This window comes from Humitalea sp. 24SJ18S-53, from assembly GCF_050632385.1.
Taxonomy (GTDB): Bacteria; Pseudomonadota; Alphaproteobacteria; order Acetobacterales; family Acetobacteraceae; genus Humitalea.
Genome location: NZ_CP192599.1, coordinates 3,988,284 through 4,008,888, shown reverse-complemented (window position 1 = coordinate 4,008,888; position 20,605 = coordinate 3,988,284). Strand labels below are relative to the sequence as shown.

Annotated in this window: 15 protein-coding genes; 8 read left to right on the top strand and 7 right to left on the bottom strand. The window is 69.8% G+C overall.

From position 1 onward, the window contains the following. Positions 1–2: 2 nt before the first annotated feature. From ACQW02_RS19045 to ACQW02_RS19025, 5 genes are read left to right on the top strand one after another with little or no spacing between them, the layout of a single operon-like run. Positions 3–1,130 carry a cysteine hydrolase family protein gene (locus tag ACQW02_RS19045; protein WP_431281487.1) on the top strand — a complete coding sequence of 376 codons (1,128 nt, stop codon included), beginning with the start codon at positions 3–5 and terminating at the stop codon, positions 1,128–1,130. Then, positions 1,124–1,981 (top strand): ABC transporter permease, encoded by an 858-nt coding sequence (locus ACQW02_RS19040; RefSeq protein ID WP_431281486.1) that lies wholly within the window; start codon positions 1,124–1,126, stop codon positions 1,979–1,981. The genes ACQW02_RS19045 and ACQW02_RS19040 overlap by 7 nt, the downstream gene beginning before the upstream one ends. After that, entirely contained in the window at positions 1,978–2,763 is a 786-nt protein-coding gene (locus tag ACQW02_RS19035) for an ABC transporter permease (RefSeq protein WP_431281485.1), read from the top strand. The genes ACQW02_RS19040 and ACQW02_RS19035 overlap by 4 nt, the downstream gene beginning before the upstream one ends. A 4-nt stretch (positions 2,764–2,767) precedes the next feature. Further along, complete coding sequence (locus ACQW02_RS19030) at positions 2,768–3,820, top strand: ABC transporter ATP-binding protein (RefSeq protein WP_431281484.1); 1,053 nt, start codon at positions 2,768–2,770, stop codon at positions 3,818–3,820. Between the two features lie 58 nt (positions 3,821–3,878). After that, a complete protein-coding gene (locus ACQW02_RS19025; RefSeq protein ID WP_431281483.1) occupies positions 3,879–4,733 on the top strand; it encodes a cyclase family protein in 855 nt (284 codons plus the stop codon). A gap of 281 nt (positions 4,734–5,014) precedes the next feature. Here ACQW02_RS19025 and ACQW02_RS19020 read toward each other — a convergent pair whose 3' ends face one another. From ACQW02_RS19020 to ACQW02_RS19010, 3 genes are all read right to left on the bottom strand, one after another. Beyond that, positions 5,015–6,409, bottom strand: coding sequence for an amidase (locus ACQW02_RS19020; RefSeq protein ID WP_431281482.1), 1,395 nt, complete (start codon positions 6,407–6,409; stop codon positions 5,015–5,017). Between the two features lie 75 nt (positions 6,410–6,484). Beyond that, positions 6,485–7,357 (bottom strand): c-type cytochrome, encoded by an 873-nt coding sequence (locus ACQW02_RS19015; RefSeq protein ID WP_431281481.1) that lies wholly within the window; start codon positions 7,355–7,357, stop codon positions 6,485–6,487. 66 nt (positions 7,358–7,423) lie between these two features. Next, on the bottom strand, positions 7,424–9,004 hold the full coding sequence (locus ACQW02_RS19010; protein ID WP_431281480.1) for a gamma-glutamyltransferase: 1,581 nt from the start codon (positions 9,002–9,004) through the stop codon (positions 7,424–7,426). Between the two features lie 105 nt (positions 9,005–9,109). Here ACQW02_RS19010 and ACQW02_RS19005 point away from each other — a divergent pair, with 105 nt between their 5' ends. Then, positions 9,110–11,404, top strand: coding sequence for an AsmA family protein (locus tag ACQW02_RS19005; RefSeq protein WP_431281479.1), 2,295 nt, complete (start codon positions 9,110–9,112; stop codon positions 11,402–11,404). Between the two features lie 67 nt (positions 11,405–11,471). Here the strand turns inward: ACQW02_RS19005 and ACQW02_RS19000 are convergent, their stop codons facing one another. From ACQW02_RS19000 to ACQW02_RS18990, 3 genes are all read right to left on the bottom strand, one after another. Continuing rightward, a complete protein-coding gene (locus tag ACQW02_RS19000) occupies positions 11,472–11,807 on the bottom strand; it encodes a GYD domain-containing protein (protein WP_431281478.1) in 336 nt (111 codons plus the stop codon). Between the two features lie 172 nt (positions 11,808–11,979). Next, positions 11,980–13,056, bottom strand: a complete 1,077-nt coding sequence (locus tag ACQW02_RS18995; protein ID WP_431281477.1) for a hypothetical protein — start codon at positions 13,054–13,056, stop codon at positions 11,980–11,982. A 55-nt stretch (positions 13,057–13,111) separates the two neighbouring features. Further along, entirely contained in the window at positions 13,112–16,495 is a 3,384-nt protein-coding gene (locus ACQW02_RS18990) for an indolepyruvate ferredoxin oxidoreductase family protein (protein ID WP_431281476.1), read from the bottom strand. Positions 16,496–16,569: 74 nt separating this feature from the next. Here ACQW02_RS18990 and ACQW02_RS18985 point away from each other — a divergent pair, with 74 nt between their 5' ends. Continuing rightward, positions 16,570–17,022, top strand: a complete 453-nt coding sequence (locus ACQW02_RS18985; RefSeq protein ID WP_431281475.1) for an Lrp/AsnC family transcriptional regulator — start codon at positions 16,570–16,572, stop codon at positions 17,020–17,022. 12 nt (positions 17,023–17,034) lie between these two features. On the opposite strand, the gene ACQW02_RS18980 is transcribed toward ACQW02_RS18985, so the two are convergent. Next, positions 17,035–18,267, bottom strand: a complete 1,233-nt coding sequence (locus ACQW02_RS18980) for a hypothetical protein (protein WP_431281474.1) — start codon at positions 18,265–18,267, stop codon at positions 17,035–17,037. A gap of 235 nt (positions 18,268–18,502) precedes the next feature. On the opposite strand from ACQW02_RS18980, the gene ACQW02_RS18975 reads away from it, so the two are divergent. Then, on the top strand, positions 18,503–20,605 hold the full coding sequence (locus ACQW02_RS18975) for a malate synthase G (RefSeq protein WP_431285930.1): 2,103 nt from the start codon (positions 18,503–18,505) through the stop codon (positions 20,603–20,605).

Genomic DNA, 20,605 nt, shown 5'->3' with positions numbered 1-20,605 from the left:
CCATGACCGCGCCGGACAGTATCTTCGACGATCCGGCGCGATCCTGCCTTGTCGCCATGGCGCCGCCCGATGCGGCGCGCGAGGCGGGGGTGTTTCGGGTGGTCGTGGCCTGCGCCGAGGAGGCTGGTGGCCCCGTTGGCCTCGACTGGACGGCGCGCACCGTTGCACCCGATGAGGTCGCGATCCGTGGCGATGCCGCCGGGGCCTATCTATGCGCGCGCATCGACTTGCTGTTGCGGAGCAATGGGATCACGGCGGTCGTGCTGGCGCCCGATCTGCCGCCCGCGCTGCGCGGGAATCTGGCGGCGCGTTGCCGCATGCTCGGCTATGCCGTGGCGACGCCGGAGCGGCTGGATGCCGTGCTGTCCGCCTGGACCTCGGCGGGTGCCGGGCCGCGTGGCTGGCATGCCGAGGCCAAGGCCGCCGCCCTGCTGCCCGACCTAGAGTCGCGGATCGCACCCGGGCGCGCGGCGCTGCTGCTGATCGACGTGCAGAACGACTTTTGCCTGCGCGAGGGCCTGGTCGGCCGCAATGGCGACCAGATCACCTTGCTGGACCAGACCGTGCCGCGTCTGCGTGCCTTGCTGGCCAGCGCGCGGGCGGCGGGTGTGCTGGTCGTGCATGTGCGCGCCGAATACGGCCAGGTGTTTCGCAATGCCGGATCGCCCTATCGCTTTCCTGTGGCTGGGCGCCGCGAACCGGCGGTCTGGACCGCCTCGGCCGGCGAGGCCGGCGACGGCCCGGGGTTCGGCGCGGATGAGGTGGAGGTCTGCCGCAAGGACAGTTGGGGCGGCGAATTCGTCGCGGGCATGGAACCCGCACCGGGTGAACCGGTGATCGTAAAGCATCGCTACAGCGCGTTTCGCGACACGGGGTTGGACGTGCTGCTGCGCGCCAATGGCATCCGCACCCTGGTCGTCGGTGGCGTCACCACGAATTGCTGCGTCGAATCGACCGTGCGCGAAGCCGCCATGCGCGACTTCTACGTCGTGGTCGCCGAGGATTGCGTGGCGGTGAAGGACAAGATCGCCGATCTGCATGCGGCCTCGCTGGAGGCACAGGGGCTGTATTTCGCCCTGCTGCGGCCGCTGGGGGAGCTGCGTACCGCCTGGGGCCTGCCGCCGTGCTGAAGCGTCCATCGGCCATATTGCTGCTGCCGGGCTGCATCACCGTCGCCGCACTGCTGCTGCTGCCGGTGCTGTATCTGTTCGGACTCAGCCTCAACCCGCCGGTGACGGGTGAGGTCGAACTCAGCACGACGCTGACGGCGCGGAATTATCTGCGGCTGCTCGATTGGTTCTACCTGCGGGTGCTGTTCAAGACGATCTGGATCTCGGCGCTGACCACGGTGATCGCGGGGGTGCTGGGCGTCGCGCTGTCACTGTCGCTGTGGCGCACCTCGGCACGCTGGCGCAGTCTGCTGCTGGTGGTCGTCATCGCGCCGCTGCTGGTCAGCATCGTGGCGCGCACCTTTGGCTGGATGCTGCTGCTGGGCGACAATGGCGTGATCAACAGCCTGCTGGCCAGCTTCGGGCTGGTGGACGGGCCGCTGCGGATGATGTTCACGCAAGGGGCGGTGGTCGTGGGCCTCGTGCATGTCTTCCTGCCCTTCATGGTGCTCTGCGTCATGGCGGCCTTCGACCGGATCGACCCCGCGGTGCCGGAGGCCGCGGAGACGCTGGGTGCCGGCCCCTTCACCGTCTTCTGGGATGTCATCCTGCCGCAGTTGAACCCCGGCATCGCCGCGGGGGTCAGCATCGTCTTCAGCCTGGCGATGTCCTCCTACGTCACGCCCGCGCTGATGGGTGGGCCGAATGCGGGGGTGATGACGACGCTGATCTACCAGCAGCTTGTCGTCACCTATGACTGGCATTTTGCCGCGGCGCTTGTGGCGGTGCTCCTGGCGACCACGCTGCTGTTGCTGGCGGGATTTCTCTACACCAATGCGCGCCGCACGCGGGCCTGGATGGTGCGGCAATGATCAGACGGCTCGCCTGGCGATGCGCCATTCTTTCGATCTACATTTTCCTGCTGGCGCCGCTGGTCTGCGTCGTCATCGTGTCCTTCAATGCGGAGGCCGTGCAGACCTTCCCGCCCAAGAGTTGGTCGTTCCGCTGGTATGCCCACGCGCTGACGGTCGATAGCTTTCGATCGGGGACATGGCTCAGCCTTTTGCTCGCGGTCAGTGCGGCGCTGGTCGCGACGCCGATCGGGGTGGCTGCCGCCTTTGGCCTGCATCGCAGCAACTGGCGCGGCAAGGCGGCGTTGGAATCGCTGTTCCTGGCGCCCTTGATCGTGCCGGGGATCGTGATCGGGATTTCGTTGCTGATCGCGCTCGCGGCGATGGATGTGCGCGACGCGCCGGTGCGGTTGCTGATGGCGCATGTCATCGCGATCCTGCCGTATAGTATCCGGACGGTGCTGGCCTCACTGTCGCGGCTTGACCCGCTGCTGGAGGAAGCCGCCGAAACCCTCGGCGCATCGGGTTTTTCCGCCTTTTGGTATGTGATCCTGCCGCTGATCCGGCCGGGGATCGTCGCCGGCCTCGTGTTTGGGCTGATCCTGTCCTTCGACGATGTCTCGGTGTCGCTGTTCCTGGTCGATGCGCGGACGACGACCTTGCCGATCGCGATCATGTCCTACCTCGAATACAGCTTCGATCCGTCGGTCGCGGCCATTTCCTCCATGCTCATCGCCGCCACGCTCGGGATCGCGGTCCTGCTGGAACGCGGCTTTGGGCTGAAGCGTCTTCTCGCGGGCTGATACCATGGCGCATGTGCAACTTGAGAATATCAGCAAGCGCTACGGCAGCGCGGTGGCGGTCGAGGCGGTGTCGGCCGAGATCAAGCCCGGGCAGTTCCTGACGCTGCTCGGACCCTCCGGCTGCGGCAAGACCACGACCCTTCGGATGGTGGCGGGGCTGGTGCGCCCGACCGGGGGCACCGTGCGCATCGATGGCCGCGATGTCACCGACCTTGGCGCCGCGCAGCGCGGCATCGGCATGGTGTTCCAAAGCCTGGCGCTGTTCCCGCATATGACGGTCGCGCAGAACGTCGCCTTCGGGTTGCGCATGCGCAAGGTCGCCCCGGCCGAGATTGCCGAACGTGTGCGCCGCGCGCTGGATGTCGTGCGGCTGGGCAATTTCTCGGAACGCTATCCCGCGCAACTCTCGGGCGGGCAGCAACAGCGCGTGGCGCTGGCGCGGGCGCTGGTGATCGAACCCAGTATCCTGATCCTGGACGAACCTTTTGGCGCGCTGGACCGCAAGCTGCGCGAGGCGATGCAGGCCGAATTGCGCCAGATCACCCGCGACCTCGGCATCACCGCGCTCTTCGTGACCCATGACCAGGAGGAGGCGCTGATGCTGAGCGACCTAGTGGTGGTGATGAACCTCGGCCGCGTCGAACAGATGGGCACGCCGCAGGATCTGTTCCGCCACCCGCGCACGCGATTCGTCGCCGACTTCATGGGTGTCACGAATTTTTTCGCGGGGCGTGTCAGCGGCGGCCAGCTTGAACTGGCCGGAACCATGCTGCCCTTGCCGGCGGATTTCGCCGCGACCGATGCCGCGGTCGAGGTCGCGATCCGGCCGGAGCGGATCACGCTGTCGCCGGCGGGCGATGGGCTGCCGGGCACGGTGCGGCAGGCGATCTACCACGGCACCAGCTCGACCTATGTCGTCGAACTCGCGGGCGGCCAGAGCCTCGTCGGGCGCGAGTTGAACGAAGGGGCGGAGGGCCGCTCCGCGCTGCGTTTCGCGCCCGGCGATGTCGTGCGCGCGCATTGGGCGCCGGATGCGATGCATCTGCTGCGCGCCTGACCTGAGGAATTCCGCGCGGGGTCATCCCGGCCGCCTGCGCGCGAACAAGGAAAATGCCATGAAAATCACCGATCTCACGCATCTGATGAATGTGCATACGCCCGGTTGGGTCGGCTATGCCGGCAACCAGATGTATTACGCGCAGAACCTGCAGACCAAGATGATCGTCGCCCAGCGCATCGACAGCGCGCTGCATGTCGGCACGCATATCGACGGCGCGATGCATGGCACCGATGGCATGGGGGACATGGCCTCCTACGCGATGGATTTCTTGGTCGGCCCCGGCGCCGTGGTGGACGTGTCGGCGCATATGGATGACTGGGGGGTGATCACGCCGGCGATGCTGGAAGCCGCCCCGGTGGATATCCACGAAGGCGATATCCTGATCATCCACACCGGCTGGCACCGCTATTGGGAAGGCCAGCCGCAGCAGGACCTGGTGCGCTACTTCTGCATGCATCCGGGCGGTGGCGTCGAACTGCTGGAATGGATGCTGAAGAAGAAGATCAAGTGGTTCGGCATCGATTGCGGTTCGGGCGACCATTCCATGAACACCAGCATCCGCAACATGCGCCCGGACCTGGCCAAGCGGTTCGAGGAAAAGGTCGGCAAGACCTGCGAGGAATTCTTCGGCACCTACGAATACGTGCACAACAAATCCGGCCGCACGGTGCGGGAAAACATCTTCCCCTTCCATAGCTGGGCGTTCCAGGAAGGCCTGATCCACGCCGAGAACGTCGGCGGCGACATCGAGTTGATGCTGAACAAGCGCTGCCTGATCGGCGCCTTCCCCTGGCGTTACGAGGGGCTGGAAGCCTGCCCTTGCCGCATCCTCTGCATCGAGAATGCGGGCGAAAGCGTCGAGGCCGTGGGCGATGTCGCCAACGCGATCTTCAACCGCCGCGCGGGTTGATGGGGTCGCGCAAGGTCGTGGAGGTTGCGCCGTGGAGGGGGCTGTTCGCCCCCTCCACACCACCCCCAACCAGGGGCCGCCGCCCCTGGACCGGCGCGATGTACTGGCAAGATCAAGGGAGGGGCATCACGGGCGCTCCCTTGATCGAGGGAGCACGATGCCCCTCCCTTGATCTTGCCAAATCCCGTGGGTTTCCAAGGGGCCACGGCCCCTTGGTGGGGAGAGTTTGAGAGGGGCAAAGCCCCTCTCAAGGCGCCACTCCCCCGGTCTTCAGCAGCCGGCTAAACCGGCGCCACGTTCGACACCGCCGCCGCACGCTCGATCGCGCGTGCGGCGCGGAAGCACAGGTCGTCACGATACAGTGCCGCCGCCACCTGCACGGCGCGCGGCATCCCCTCCTCGTCCAGCCCGACCGGCACGCTGATCGCGGGCTGGCGGGTCAGGTTGAAGGCGAAGGTCCAGGGCGCCCAGTCGCGCCATAGTGCCTCCCACGGGCGGATCGTCGGTTGGTCGGCGCCGATGGCCGCCGTGGGGGTGGCGGCGGTCAGGATCAAATCGTAGCGCTGGTGGAAGCGCGCCATGGCGTGGGCGGCGTCGATGCGCATCAATTCGGCGCCCAGGAAATCGGTGGCGGGCATGTCGGCCTGACGGCGGGCGACCTCCTCGATGCCGGCGTCGAGCAGGGGGCGTTTTTCTTCGGGGGTCGAGGCGACCAGCCGGGCCAGGGCCACGCCCCAGACGCGGCCAAAAATGGCGCGCGTGTCGGGCAGGGCGGGGTCGGCCTCCTCGACGATGGCGCCTTGGGCTTCCAGCATGCGTGCGGCGGCGATCAGGGCGGCATCGCCTTCGGCATCCAGCGGTGCGTCAAAACCGTGGCGGCGGACGAGCGCCACGCGCAGCCCGGTCACGCCATCCTCGATGTCATCCCGCCAGTCGCGCTTGTCATCCGGCAGCGCATAGGGATCGCGCGCGTCGAAACGCGCCATGGCCGACATCATCAAGGCGGCGTCGCGCACCGTGCGGGTCATCGGCCCGGCGCAGGCGACGCCGGAAAACGCGCCATGCGGCCATTGCGGGATGCGGCCGAAACTGGGTTTTACTCCCACCAGCCCGCACCAGGCGGCGGGGATGCGGATCGACCCGCCGGCGTCGGTGCCGACGTGGAGCGGGCCGAAACTCGCCGCCCCGGCGGCCCCCGCGCCGCTGCTGGACCCGCCGGGGGTGCGGTCGCGGTTCCAGGGGTTGCGGGTGATGCCGTGCAGCGGGCAGTCGCCGGGCGTCTTCCAGCCGAATTCGGTGGTGGTGGTCTTTCCGATGATGACGGCGCCTTCGGCCTTCAGGCCGGTGACCAGCGGGGCGTCCTCGGTCGCCGGGGTCGCGTCGGTGGTGCGGCTGCCGCGGCGGGTGGGGAAGCCCTGGATGTTCACCAGGTCCTTCACCGTGGTCGGCACTCCATCCAGCAGCCCCATGGGGCGGCCGGAGGCCCAGCGCTGCGCGCTGTCGCCGGCGGCGACATGGGCGCGCGGGTTCAGGCAGGCAAAGGCGTTCACCCAGGGGTTCAGCCGGGCGACGCGTTCGGTCACCGCCTGCAGGGCTTCGACCGGCGACAGGGCACGGCGGGCGTAGAGCGCCAGGAGCGCCTCGGCGGTCATCAGGGCGGGGTCGGTGTCGGACATGCGGGGCGCCTGGCGGTGTGGCGCCAGGATCGCCCGCCGGGTGGCAGGGGGGGAAGGCCCCCCGCCCAATGAATCCTACTCGTCTTGCGGCGGCAGCGACCGCAGGTAGGCGACGATGGCCGCCATGTCGGCCGGGTCCATCCGCGCCCAGACCGGCCCGCGAAAGGCCATTGGCGGCTGCAGGGGCCGCCCGTCGGCCGATACGCCGGTGGTGATGGCGGCCACGATCTGCGCGTCGGTCCAGCGGCCGATGCCCATGTCGGGATGGGGGCTGATGTTGCGCGCCCGGACCACGCCCCAGGGGCCTTCCAACGCAAGCCCCGTTGCGCCGCGCCGGTCGGGGTCGGCGCCGCCGGTGGCCCGCTGGCCGGAATGGCAGTCCATGCAATGCGCGAGGTTCACCGCCAGGTAGCGCCCACGCGCGACGGGGTCGTTCGTGGGCGGTTCCGGCACGGTGGTGACCGGCGGCCCCATGGCGGCCAGGGGGAAGCTGTAGCGGCTGCGGTCGGTTGGCGTGTTGCGCACGGGCGGCACGGTGCGCAGCCAGGCGATCAGTGCCGCGAGATCCCGGTCGGATATGCGGCGATACGATTCCACCGGCATCGGCGGGCCGATCAGCGATCCATCGGGCCGGTGCCCGTCGCGGATCGCGGCGGCGATCTGGGCATCGGTCCAGGCGCCGATGCCGGTGTCGCGGTCCTGCGTGATATTGGGGGCGACGGCGCGGAACACGCCTTCGTCAAACACCCGGCCGCCGGCCATGCCCATGCCGGGGATCGGCTGCATGGTCGGGGTGACGCTGTCGTGGCAGGCGCCGCAGGCGCCCACGACCTCACCGATGTAGCGGCCGCGGGCGAGCAGCGCCGCGTCGGGCTGGGCCAGGGCGGGGGATGTGGCCAGCGCCAGCAGGGCGGCCAGGGCAATGCGGTGACGCTGCGGTCGGGTCATGATCATTCCTCCTCCGACCCGAGGCTAACAGCGCCGCCGTGGCGCTGTCAGCGAAACATTTCCGTGTCAGCCCTGGCCGATGGCGGCGCTCCAGGGGCTCATCGCGTCGCTGATCCCGCGCCGGACCCCGCCGTTTGAGACGATTGCGTTGGGGCAGGCGAAATTCACCGGCAGGACGGCGTGCTCCACGACCTCGCAAGGCCCGGCCAGGGCCAGCGCGCCGAGGATGTCGGCGCCCAGGCGGCGGTCGGCGGTCACACCCTCCGGCCCCGAGACATCGATGCGGGGATGCGCCCCGGCAACCTCCGGCGCCATGCGGAAGTCGATCAGGAAGGCGAGCAGTTGATACACGCTGGCCAGGATCCGGCGCCCGCCCGAGGCCCCCCCCGCCACCACCAGACCACCGCTGGCGTCCGAAAAAATCGCCGGGCACATGTTGCACAGCGGCCGGGCGCCGGGCGCAAAATGGTTCGGGCTGCCGGGGGCCGGGTCGAACCACATCACGCCGTTGTTCATCAGCACGCCCGTCGTCGGCAGCACCACGCGGCTGCCCATCGACGACAACAGGGTGGTGGTCATCGACACCGACAGGCCGTCGCGGTCGGTGACGGTCAGGTGGGTGGTGCAGGTTTCCGAGGTCTCCTTGGCGGCACCCAGGCCCGACAGGCGCTCGGCATAGGCATCCCGCATCGCCAGCGACATCGCGACATACCAGGCCGCATCGGGGCCGGTGGCGGGCACGCGGGCCATGCCCTCGATCACCGCGGCCATGGTCGGCGCCGCGGTCAGCCCGCCCGCCAGCCACAGGGTGCCCAAGCCGCGCCAGTCCACCCCGAGCGCCGGGCGCAGCGCCGCCTGGCAGCCGGCCAGGTCGGCGGCGGTCAGGATGCCGCCCAGGGCGGTCACGTCCTTGACCAGGTCGGTGGCCAGCCCGCCCTCGTAGAAATCGCGCCAGCCCGCGTCGCGCAGGCGTTCCAAGGTCGTCACCAGGTTGCCCTGGCGGAAGAAGCCCGGCGTGCCCTGGTAGGGGGCGACCGGCGGCAGCCCGCCCGGCAGATAGATGCGGGCGGATTCCTCGTAGAGCTTCAGGGTCGAGGCCGCATTGGCGACCTTCAGCGTGGTGAACCAATCCTGCGGCAGACCGCGCCGGGCCAGGGCCACGGCCGGGCCGAACACCTGCGCGCGGGTCAGCTTGCCATAGGTCTCATGCAGCAAGCCGTAGCCGGCGACCGAGGAGGGGATCACGAAGGACAGCGGGCCATGGATATTGGCGTCGCCCACCACCTCCGGCCAGGCGAAGAGGTCGCGCTTGATCTTGCCGGTCAGCGGGAACAGCGACGGATCCAGGCCGGCCGGCGCCACCGGGCCAAAATCCAGCGTCTCGGCCCGCCCATCCGGGTGGCGGATGACGGCGAAGCCGATGCCGCCCAGGCCGGAGTTCCAGGGTTCGACCGAAGCCAGCGCCAGCGCCGCCGCAACCGCCGCATCGGCCGCGTTGCCGCCGGCATCCAGCACCGCTATCCCGGCCCGCGCGGCATCATGGTTCTGGCAGACGACGACCCCGCCGCTGGTCTCGGCGCCCGGTTTTGTCACGGCCCAGTGCTGCGTGGTCCAGGGCGGCGGGACATACGCGGTCAGGTCGGTCATCGGCTGGCTCCAGAATGTGGCGATAACCTGCCGCCGGGATTGGGCGCCCGCAACCCGACGCGCGGCCCGCGCGTTCATGGTCGGACGATGTCAGGGAGTGGAGGTATGCGCGCAGCACGCTGGGGGGTCGGGATTGTCGCGGCCCTGCTGGTGGCGGTGCTGGTATTCCGCTGGGACTGGCTGATCCCGATGGTCGAGGCCCGGGCCAGCGCCGAGATCGGCCGGCCGGTCTCGATCGGGCATCTGGGCGTGCGCTTCGGCCGCGACACCGACATCCTGCTGACCGATGTGCGCATCGCCAACCCGCCGGGCTTCCCCGCCGATCCGCCCTTTGCCGTCTTGCCCCAGGTCGTGACGCGGCTGAACGGTTGGGCGTTGTTGGCCGGGCGGTTCGAGGTCGCCTCGGTCGCGCTGGACCGCCCGGTGCTGACCCTGCTGGAAACCGCCGATGGCATCGGCAATACCGATTTCCCCGCGCTGATGGTCGATGCGGCGGCCGTGGTCACCGGCCCGCGGATCGGCCGGGTCACCGTGACGGCGGGCCAGGTGCGGGCGATCCTGCCAAGCGTCGCGACCGACCTGACCGTGACAGTGGCGACCGAGCGCACCGATGCCCCGGTCGTCATCGCCTCCGCGACCGGGACCTACGCCGGCCAACCGATCACCGCGGCCATGACGGGCGGCGAGTTGACGGGACTGTTCGGGGAATCACGGGCCTGGCCGCTGCGCATGTCCATCGCCAATGGCCCGACCCGCATCACCCTGCGCGGCACCCTGCGCGATCCGCTGGACATGCGCGGCGCCGATCTGTGGCTGGTGATGGCCGGGCCGAGCATGGCGCTGCTGGCGCCGCTGACAGGCGTGCCGATCCCGCAGACCCCGGCCTATGCCGTGGCGGGGCGGCTGGATTTCGCCGATGGGCGCTATCGTTTCTTCGACCTGGCCGGGCGCGTCGGCAGCACCGACATCAATGGCGAGGTGGTCTATGCCCCGCGCGCCGCGCGCCCCGCCGCCGAGCTGCCGCTGGCCCCGGTGCGCCGGGCGGTGGCGCCGAGCGGGCAAAGCGTGAAGGCGGATGACGCGCCGGTGGTGCCGGGGGAAGGCAAGAGCGACATCGTGGTATCGGTGATCGGCGGCGCCACCAAGGACCCCGAGGCCGGGGCCGCTGCGCCATCCACAACCCCGGCCGCGCCCGCCACCGAAGCCGCCGCCGCGCCATCCCCGGCCCCCGTCCCGAACACCACCGAAGCCAATCCGCCCGGCGCCCAGGTGCAGATCGATCCGCCCCGCGGCACGCCACGGCCCGACCCGACGCCACGCGGCATCGCGGCCCCCCAGCCGCCCCCCGCCGGAACCATCGCTGCCGGAACCACGGCCGCCGAGACCGTCGCCGCCGCCGTGGCCGTCCCGCCGCCAACCCGTCGCCGGGCGGAGGTCACCGCCAACCTGACCTCCCGCCGCGTCGACCTGAAGGACCTGGCCGGCTTCATCGGCGAGGAACCGACCCCCGGCGCCACCAACGCGCGCCCGGGCCGCACCCTGCCCTCCGCGCCGATCAACATCCCGCGCATCCGGTCGGCCAATATCCACCTGACCTACCACGGCGAAAGGATCGAGGGCCGGGACATGCCGCTCGACGACCTGCGGGTGGCGATGGAGCTGGTCGATGGCGTCATCACCCTGCATCCCCTGCGCTTCGGCATGGGTGAGGGGCAGATCACGACCGAGGCCGTGCTGACCCCGCGCGAGGACGGCAGCCTGGCCGCGGAGGCGACCGTCGGCTTCCAGCGGCTGGACGTCGCGCGGCTTCTGGGTGCGACAGGCATCGCCGATGGGGCGGGCAAGCTGGGCGGGCGGGCGCGGATCGCCGGCGCGGGGCGTTCGATCGCCGAGATCGCCGGTCGCGGCGATGGCGAGATGACCTTCACCATGGTCGGCGGCAACCTGTCGTCGCTGATGGTCGATCTGTCGGGCCTGCGCTTCGGCAGCGCGATCCTGTCGGCGCTCGGCCTGCCGGCGCGGACGGATATCCAGTGCTTCATCGCCGATTTCGGGCTGCGGCAGGGGGTGATGACGACGCGGACCATGCTGCTCGACACCACCGATGCGCTGATCACCGGCACCGGCACGATCGACCTGGCGCGGGAGGCGCTGGACCTGCGGCTGCGCACCGATGGGAAGCGGTTTTCCGTGGGCTCGCTGCAAACCACGATGCTGGTCGGCGGGACCTTCGAGGCCCCGTCGATCCAGCCGGAGGTCCTGGAACTGGGCATCCGCGGCGGGATTGCGGTGGCACTGGGGTTTGTCGCCCTGCCGCTGGCGCTGTTGCCGACGATCCAGTTCGGCGTCGGTGACGACCGGCGCTGCGCTGGCTTGGTGGCGCAGCAGCCCGCGCGGTAGGGCACCCCGGGATGACCCGGAAATGGCCTGGCGGCGGGGGAAGCGCCCCCCGCCGTCCGTCTGCGGCTCAGCCCGCCCCGGCCGCTTTGAAATCGGCCGCGATGTCCTTCGCCTTCGCGAAGGACTGCATCGCCTGGTTGGTCGGAATGGCCAAGGTGGTCGAAAGTGCCCTCACACCCGGCCCCGCGCCCACCGCCGCGAGGACGGCGAGCATGGCACGTTCGTCCGGCGCCTCCACCGTCACGTGGAAGTCGCTGTCGCCAAACGTCATGTAGTAGGACACGAGGCGTCCGCCGACGCTTTCCAAGAGCTTTGCCACTGGGGCTGCCCGATCCTCGGGCTTGGCCACCATCCCCTTCATGGCGGCGTGCGAATAATTGCCCTGGATGATGAAGAACGGCATGGCTTGGTTCTCCCTGGCCGCCGGGCGCCCGGGATTGGCCTCCGGTCGGCCAGGGATTTTAGCGCGGCACGGGCACGCGAGTCCCGCCTGGACCATTTCCCTTTCGCAAGGACGGACATCCCATGGCCTGGCATGCCGGCCCGCGCATTTTCCCAAGCATCCTGACCATGCGCTACGCCCGCTTCGCCAGGGTCATCATCACCAACGGGATCAGCACCGGCGTTGGCGCCGCGGCCAGGCGCCGGGCCATGGCGTCGTCCATCGCATCGAAGAAGACCGCCCGGCGCGGGTCCGCCGCCCCGCCATTCAACGCCCCGGCCAGGGTCGGGAAGACCGAGGCGCGGCAGAAGGCCGCCCAGCCCCGGCCGAACGCCTCGGCATCGCCATCCGCCTGGAACGTGGCCCAGAGCGTATCCTCGCCGGCGAAGGGCACCAGTTGTTCGACCACCAGCCCGACGAAGGAGCCCTCGGCCTTGAAGGGCGCCATGATGTCGTCGGGGCTGCGGCCGACCGTCGGGATCGCCATGCGATGGGCTTCATCGGCGGTCACAAGCCCCCCCGCGACCAGGCCGTCCAGCGCCGCCTGCATCGCGCGCATCACCGGTTCGTAGCCAAAGCGCCCGAGGTCATCGAGCGCCATGGTCACCACCACCAGCCGCCCGCCGGGGCGCAATTCGCGGCCCCGATGCGTCAGGAACACGCGCCAATCCGCCGCCGCCTGGGCCGCATAGGCGGTGCGCGCCGCCAGGTCCCGGCTGAAGGCGACCTGCAACTGGTCGGGGATCGGCGCCGGGGTGCGGCTGAGCCATTGCACGGCCCAGGAACTCCAGCCCAGGGCCAGGCTGTCGGCGGGCAGCACCTGCTGGTAGAAGGACCGGCCGATGGCGGCGCAGAACACATCGGGGTCGTCGCGCATGTAGCTGGCGGGGTCGGTCGCCAGCAGCCGGAACAGCGTGGAAAAATCATTGTCCGGCAGGTCGGTGTGGATGACCGCGATGTCGCGCGTGGCACCGGCCCGTTCCCGCAGCACGGCAATCGCCTCCCGCATCGGCGTCAGCGAGTTGCCGCCCTGGGAGCAACCGAAATCGGCGAGGGTGATGGGGCCGTGCGGCAGGGGCACGAGGGTAGCGGCCGTGCGGAACAGGGCCACGGCCGGTGCCAGCCCGTGACCCTGGACCTGGGAACGGGTGTTGTAGGCGCCGTGCCCCTCCATCGGGGCCGGGGTTGCCGGCGTATCGGGCGCGTCCATGCGGCTGCGGCCTTGCTATGCACCGCCAAGTCTGCCCCGGGGGCGGCGTAACGGTCTAGCGCGCTATGGTTGCGCGGATCGCCGCCATTCTTGTGCGTGCCGCGGCCAGGTTGCGGGCCTTGATGTGGCCGAAGCCCTTGATGCCAGCGGCGGCTTCGGCCCAATCGCAGATCGCCGCATGGGTGGTGGGGGTCAGCAGCGGCAACAGCGCCTCGATCCCCGCGCGGTATTCGGCGGCAAGGGCTGCTTCGGTGCGGCGTTCCTCGGTGCGGCCGAAGGGGTCGAGCACCGTGCCGCGCAGGATCTTGCCGTGCCGCAGCAGCGCCATGGCTTTCAGCATCCACGGCCCGAAGCGGCGCTTTTCCGGCAAGCCGGTGTCGGGGTTCTTATGCGCCAGCAGCGGCGGGGCGAGGTTCAATTCGATCCGCGTCGTGCCAGTGAAGGTCTGGGCCAGCGACGCGCGCCAGGCGGGGTCGCTGTGCAGGCGCGCGACCTCGTATTCATCCTTGTAGGCGGTCAGGCGGTAGAGCTGGCGGGCGACGGCCCAGGTCAGCCGGGTCTGCTCGCCTTCGGCCGCACGCACGCGGGCGACGAAGGTTTGGTAGTCGCGCGCGGTGCGGTCATTGCCCCAGCCGCGCAGGTCGTCGGCGCAGCGGGCGATGAAGGCATCCAGGGTTTCCGCCGGCGCCGCTGCGCGCGGTGCCTCCAGCGCCACCGTGCGGCCGAGTTCGAAGGCGGCGATGTTGCGCCCGACCTGCGCCCCGTTCAGTTCCAGCGCGCGCAGGATGGCGGCCTCGGACAGCGGCACCAGCCCGCGTTGCCAGGCGATGCCCAGCAGCATGACGTTGAGGAAAATCCCATCGCCCAGTTCCGCCAGCACGCGGCGATGCGCCGCCAGCGCCAGCACGTCGCGGCATACCGCGCGCAGGCTGTCCAGCATGCCCTCGGCATCGTAGCGGGTGGAGGTATCGGCGACGAAGGCGGCGGTCGGTGCCACTTCCTGGTCCACCACCGCCGCGGTGCGGCCGGGGGCCAGCAACGGGCGCGCGGTGCGGCCATGGGCCACGACCATGTCCGACGCCAGCAGCAGGTCGGCCTGGCCCGCCGCGATGCGCGGCCCGGCGATCGCCTCCGCCGTCACGCCCGGGGCGCCGATCCGGACCATGCCAAACACGCCGCCGCCCTTCTGGGCGAGGCCGGTCTGGTCCATCGTCCGTACCGCGCGGCCGTCCAGATGGGCGGCCATCGCCAGGATCGCCGACAGCGCCGTGACACCCTGGCCGCCGATGCCGGTGATCAGGATGTTCCAGGGCTCGGCATGTTGCGGCAGCACGGGGGCGGGCAGCGGGCCGCCCGGTTCGCGCGGCGCGGGCATGGCGGGGGTCGCGCCCTGCAAGGTCACGAAGGACGGGCAGAACCCTTTGACGCAGGACATGTCCTGGTTGCAGCCGGATTGGTCGATGACGCGCTTGCGGCCCCAGGGGGTTTCGACGGGCTCCACCGCCAGGCAATTGCTGACGGCCGAGCAATCGCCGCAGTCTTCGCAGACGCGCGGGTTGATCGCGACGCGGCGGTCGGCGGCGGCGGCCGTGCCGCGCTTGCGGTGGCGGCGGCGTTCGGTCGCACATTCCTGGTCGTAGATCAGCGCGGTCACGCCCGGGATCGCGGCCAGTTCCTTCTGCACCGCGTCCAGCCGGTCGCGGTGGTGGAAGGCGATGGCATCCGGCATCAGCGGATCGCCCTGGTGGCGGGTCGGGTCGTCGGCGACGACGGCGATGTGCTCGATACCCTCGGCGCGCAGGATGGCGGCGATGCGGGGGACGCTGGCGTCGCTGTCGGGCGCCTGGCCGCCAGTCATGGCGACGGCGCTATTGACCAGGACCTTGTAGGTAATATGCGCCTTGGCCGCGATCGCGGCGCGGATGGCGAGCGAACCGGAATGCACAAACGTGCCGTCGCCAAGGTTCGTCACTGCATGTTCGACGCCGGTGAAGGGCGCGATGCCGAGCCAGGCGACCCCCTCGCCGCCCATCTGGCTGAACAGCACCTGGTCGCGCGGCATCTTGGTCACCAGCCAATGGCAGCCGATGCCGGCCAGGCCCGCGCTGTCCTTGGGTTTGACGGTCGAGGTATTGTGCGGGCAGCCGGGGCAGTAATGCGGGTCGCGCACATGCAGCGGCGGCGCGGCCAGGGCGGTCAGGGCATCCAGGGCCGCGATTTTTTCGCGCAGCACGGGATGGCCGGGCAGCAGGCGCCCGAGGGCGCGCAGGATGGCGGGTGGGTCGAGTTCCCCGCAGTCGGACAGCAGGGCTGCGCCATCGGCATCGGTCTTGCCGATCAGGCGCGGGCGTTTTTCCGCGTCGTAGAGGGCGTCCCGCAACTGCGGTTCCAGGAAGGCACGGCGGTCCTCAATGACCAGCACCGTGTCGAGCCCATCGGCAAAGGCGCGGGCGGCGTCGCGGTCGAGCGGCCAGGCCATGCCGACTTTCCAGATGCGGAAGGCGGTGTCGTCCAGCCCGGCATCCTGCATCGCCTGCCGCAGGGCCAGATAGGCCTTGCCGCGCACCGCGATGCCGATGGTCGCGTCCGCTGGGTTGGCGACGATCCGATTGAACCCGTTGGCGGCGCAAAAAGCGATGGCGGCGGGGAGTTTCCAGCGCCGGATACGCGCTTCCTGCGCCACGGCAGGATCGGGGGCGCGGATGTGCAGGCCATCGGGCGGCAGGGCCAGGGGCGGCACATGGGTGACATAGGCGTTCGGGTCGACCACCACGGTCACCGCCGCATCCATCGTGTCGGCGACGCATTTCATGCCGACCCAAAGCCCGGTCGCGCGCGACATCGCGATGGCCTTGACGCCGTATTCCAGCACCTCGGCCACATCGGCCGGGTCCAGCACCGGCATTTCGGCATCCATGAAGGTCAGTTCGCAGCCCGAGGTCACGGTCGAGGATTTTGCTTGCGGGTCATCGCCCGCCAGCGCCAGCACACCGCCGAAGGGGGAGGTGCCGGCGGAATTGGCGTGGCGGAAGACGTCGCCGGTGCGGTCCACGCCCGGACCCTTGCCATACCAGATGCCAAAGACGCCCTGGAATTTTGGTTTTTCGAACAGCCCGACCTGTTGCGTGCCCCAGACGGCGGTGGCGGCCAGGTCTTCGTTCAGCCCGGTATGGAAGACGATATCGGCCGCATCCAGCCGCTTCTGCTGGCCTTGCAGGGCGCGGTCGTAGCCGCCCAAGGGGCTGCCGCGATAGCCGCTGATATAGCCGGCGGTGGCCAGCCCCGCGGCGGCATCCAGCGCGCGCACCAGAAGCGGCACCCGGACCAGCGCCTGGATGCCGGTCAGCAGCACCGGCGCGGCACCATCGCCCCAGCGGTCGTCGAGCGACACGGAAGGGCGGGCAAGGGGGGAAGCGTGCGATCCGTCCATGAACAGCATGTTGGTCCGATCCTGGGAAAAATCCACGTCGATTTCTGTTGTGCACTGCCGAAGAAACAGAAGATGTTTTCGGGATGGACGCCATCGACCGACGAATCCTCCGCGCCCTGGCCCGCCACGGCCGCCTGTCCAACGCCGACCTGGCGGAGGAGGTAGGGCTTTCCGCCTCACCCTGCTGGACCCGGGTGAAGCGTCTGGAGGAGCAGGGCGTCATCAAGGGCTATGCCGCCATCCTGGACCAGGCGGCGCTGGGCTTCCCCGACACGCTGTTCATCGAGGTGATGCTGGAGCGCCACGACGAAACGCTGCTGGCCCGTTTCGAGGAGGCGGTGCGCGCCATCCCCGAAATCCTGGAATGCCATCTGGTCAGTGGCGAATACGACTACATGATCAAGGCCGCGGTCGGCGGCACGGCGGGGGCGGAGGCGCTGCTGCGCGAGAGAATCTACCGCCTGCCTGGCATCCGGCACACGCGGACGTCCTTTACCCTGCGCTGCCTGAAACAGGTGATGTCGCCGCTGCCCTGACCCCTGGGGGCGCTACAGCCAGTCGAAGGGGCCTGGCGGTGGAGTGTCGAACAGGTGCTGGGCCTCCGGGCCGGGCAGGGGGCCTTCGGGGGTGGGCGGCTGGGGCGGTGGCGGCGGTGGTTGGGGGGCCGCATTGGCCGCCAACCATTCCAGGTGCGCCACCACCAGGCTGACCAGGGCCAGTTCCTCGTCGGGTGCGATGGCGGTCGGCGGTGCGGTCGCGCCAACCGGGGCAAAGGCGCGCGCGAAGGCGGCGGCGATGGCCTCGGCATCCGGCGCCACATGGTCCGGCGGCGATGCCACGGGCAGCAGGGTCACCGCCTCCTCCGGGTGCGGCGCCGCCTGCTCCATGGGTGCGGCCTGCGGTTGGGTCTGCACGAAGCCATGTTCGGAACTGCCCGGCGCGGTGGGCGAGGGCACAGGGGGGGGCGGAGGAGGTGGTGGAGGTGGAGGAGGCGGTGGCGGCACCGGAGGAGGTGGCAGAGGTGGGGGAGGCGGCGGCGGCGCCGGAGGAGGCGGCAGAGGTGGGGGAGGCGGCGGCGGCGCCGGAGGAGGTGGCAGGGGTGGGGGAGGCGGAGGCGGAGGTGGCGGGGGCGGTGGTACCGGCGGCGGGGCGGGCACGTCGTCGTCGTCCAGCACATTCAGGATGGTGAAAGGCAGCGAGACCGCACGGCTGTTGCGGCCGTCCGAGACCTCGATCAGCACCTCACGCGTGGTCCCGCCCTCACGCAGCAAATCGACCCCGGGGTTCAGGCTCAGGGTGCGGCCTTCGATCGAAAACCAGGCCGAATCCGGCCAGGCGACGCTGTAGTACAGTTCGCCTGCGGTATCGGGGTCATCCGCGCGCAGGTCGCCGATCACGCCGCCGATGTCGTTCTCCAGCACGAAGCCGCCGGATGTGAAGCGCAAATTATCGGGCGCGGTGTCGTCCACGCCGCGCAGGATCACCGTGAATTCCGTATCGGCGGCGTGCCAGACCCCGCCGATCTGGGCCGAGATGCCGAAGATGAAGCTCGGGTCGGCAATATCGGCGAAGGCTTCGCGGTCGAAGACCATGGCGGGGGTGATGGTGACCGTTCGCCCATCGGCCCCGAGCACGGCCTGGAACCGGTTCGCCGCAGGACCGGTCAGCAGCACGGCCGTCGCGATCGCACCCAGGACAACGCTGCCCGCCCAGTCACCAGGGCGGTTGTTCTCCAGGATCTCGGTGGGCGGGCGGCCCGTGACGCTCAGTGTGACAGGCATGGCGCAGGTGTGCGCCCCGCGGCGTTGCGGAAGACTGAACGCGTCCGAAGCCCGCTTTGCCCATCCGGGTTGCCCATCTGGCTTGCTCGGGGCGGGCTATGCCGTATTACGGCTTGGGATGATCGGATGCGGTGGGGCCTGCCCCGGCGGCATCCAGCGAACAAGCGGAGAGTGGATCGTGGCGAATAAGGTCAGTTTCGGCGATATCGAGGTCGATCAGGGTCTTGCGCGCTTCATGGCCGAGGAAGCCCTGCCGGGCACCGGCGTCGCGCCCGACGCCTTCTGGGCCGGTTTTGCCGCCGTCCTGGCCGAACTGGCCCCCGCCAATGCGGCATTGCTGGCCGAACGCGACGCCTTGCAGGGCAAGATCGACGCCTGGCACCGCGCCCATCCCGCCCGGCCCGTCGATGCGGCGGCCTATACCGCGTTCCTGCGCGAGATTGGCTACCTGCTGCCGGAAGGCCCGGATTTCTCGATCACCACCACCGGCGTGGATGCGGAAATCGCGCAGACCGCGGGGCCGCAGCTCGTCGTGCCGCTGTCGAACGCGCGCTACGCGCTGAACGCGGCAAATGCGCGCTGGGGCAGCCTGTATGATGCGCTCTATGGCACTGATGCGATCGCCGATGATGGCGGTGCGGCGAAGGGTGCCGGCTACAACCCGGTGCGCGGCGCACGCGTCGTGGCGCGGGCGCGCAAGGCCTTGGATGACGCGGCGCCGCTGGCCGTCGGCAGCCACACCGATGCGGTGGGTTATGCGCTGGTCGATGGTGCGTTGCAGGTCACGCTGGCCAATGGCAGCACCGTGGCGTTGGCCGACCCCGCGCAATGCGTGGGCTTCGCGGGGGATGCGGCCTCGCCGACCTCGATCCTGCTGCGGCGGAATGGCTTGCACCTGGACCTGCGCTTCGACCGCAAGAGCCCGATCGGCGCGACCGACCCGGCCGGCGTGTCGGACCTGTGGCTGGAATCCGCGCTGACCGTGATCCAGGACTGCGAGGACAGCGTCGCGGTCGTCGATGCCGCCGACAAGGTCGATCTGTATCGCAACTGGCTCGGCCTGATGCAGGGCACGCTGAGCGCCGATTTCAGCAAGGGCGGCCGCGTGATGACGCGCCGGCTGGAAGCCGATCGCACATGGCAGGCAGTGGGTGGTGGCGAGATGACCCTCGCCGGCCGCGCCGTCATGCTGGTGCGCAACGTCGGGCACCACATGATGACCGATGCCGTGACCTGGAAGGGCGCGGAGATCCCCGAAACCATCCTCGACGCCCTGTGCACCGCCGCCATGGCGCTGCATGACATCAAGGGCCCGCGGCTGAATTCCCGCGCCGGCAACATGTATGTCGTGAAGCCGAAGATGCACGGCCCGGCCGAGGTCGCCTGGGCCAATACCCTGTTCTCCCGCGTCGAGGCCGTGCTGGGCATGGCGCCCAACACGATGAAAATGGGCATCATGGACGAGGAACGCCGCACCACCGTGAACCTCAAGGAATGCATTCGCGCCGCGAAGGATCGGGTGGTCTTCATCAACACCGGCTTCCTGGACCGGACGGGGGATGAGATCCACACCTCGATGGAAGCCGGCGCCGTGCTGCGCAAGGGCGACATGAAGGGCGCGGCCTGGATCAAGGCCTATGAGGAGTGGAACGTCGATATCGGCCTGCTCTGCGGCTTGCGTGGCCGGGCGCAGATCGGCAAGGGCATGTGGGCCGCGCCGGATGCGATGGCCGCGATGCTGGACCAGAAGATCGGCCACCCCCGTGCCGGCGCGAACACCGCCTGGGTGCCGAGCCCGACCGCCGCGACCCTGCATGCGCTGCATTACCATCAGGTCGATGTCGCCGCGCGCCAGGCGGAAATCGCCGCCGGCGGGCGTCGCGGCACGCTGGCCGATCTGCTGACCGTGCCGCTGGCCGTCGCCACCAACTGGCCGGCCGATGCGGTGCGCGAAGAACTGGATAACAACGCCCAGGGCATTTTGGGCTACGTCGTGCGCTGGGTGGACCAGGGCGTAGGCTGTTCCAAGGTGCCGGACATCCATGATGTCGGGCTCATGGAAGACCGCGCGACCCTGCGCATCAGCGCTCAGCACATCGCCAACTGGCTGCGCCATGGCATCGTCACCCCGGCCCAGGTGGATGAAACCTTGCGTCGGATGGCGGCGGTGGTGGACCGGCAGAACGCCGATGACGCGGCCTATACGCCGATGGCACCGGGGTTCGATGGCGTGGCGTTCAAGGCGGCGCGCGACCTGATCTTCTCGGGGGCGGCGCAGCCGAACGGCTACACCGAATTCGTCCTGACCGCCGCGCGGCGGCAAGCCAAGGCGGCGTAG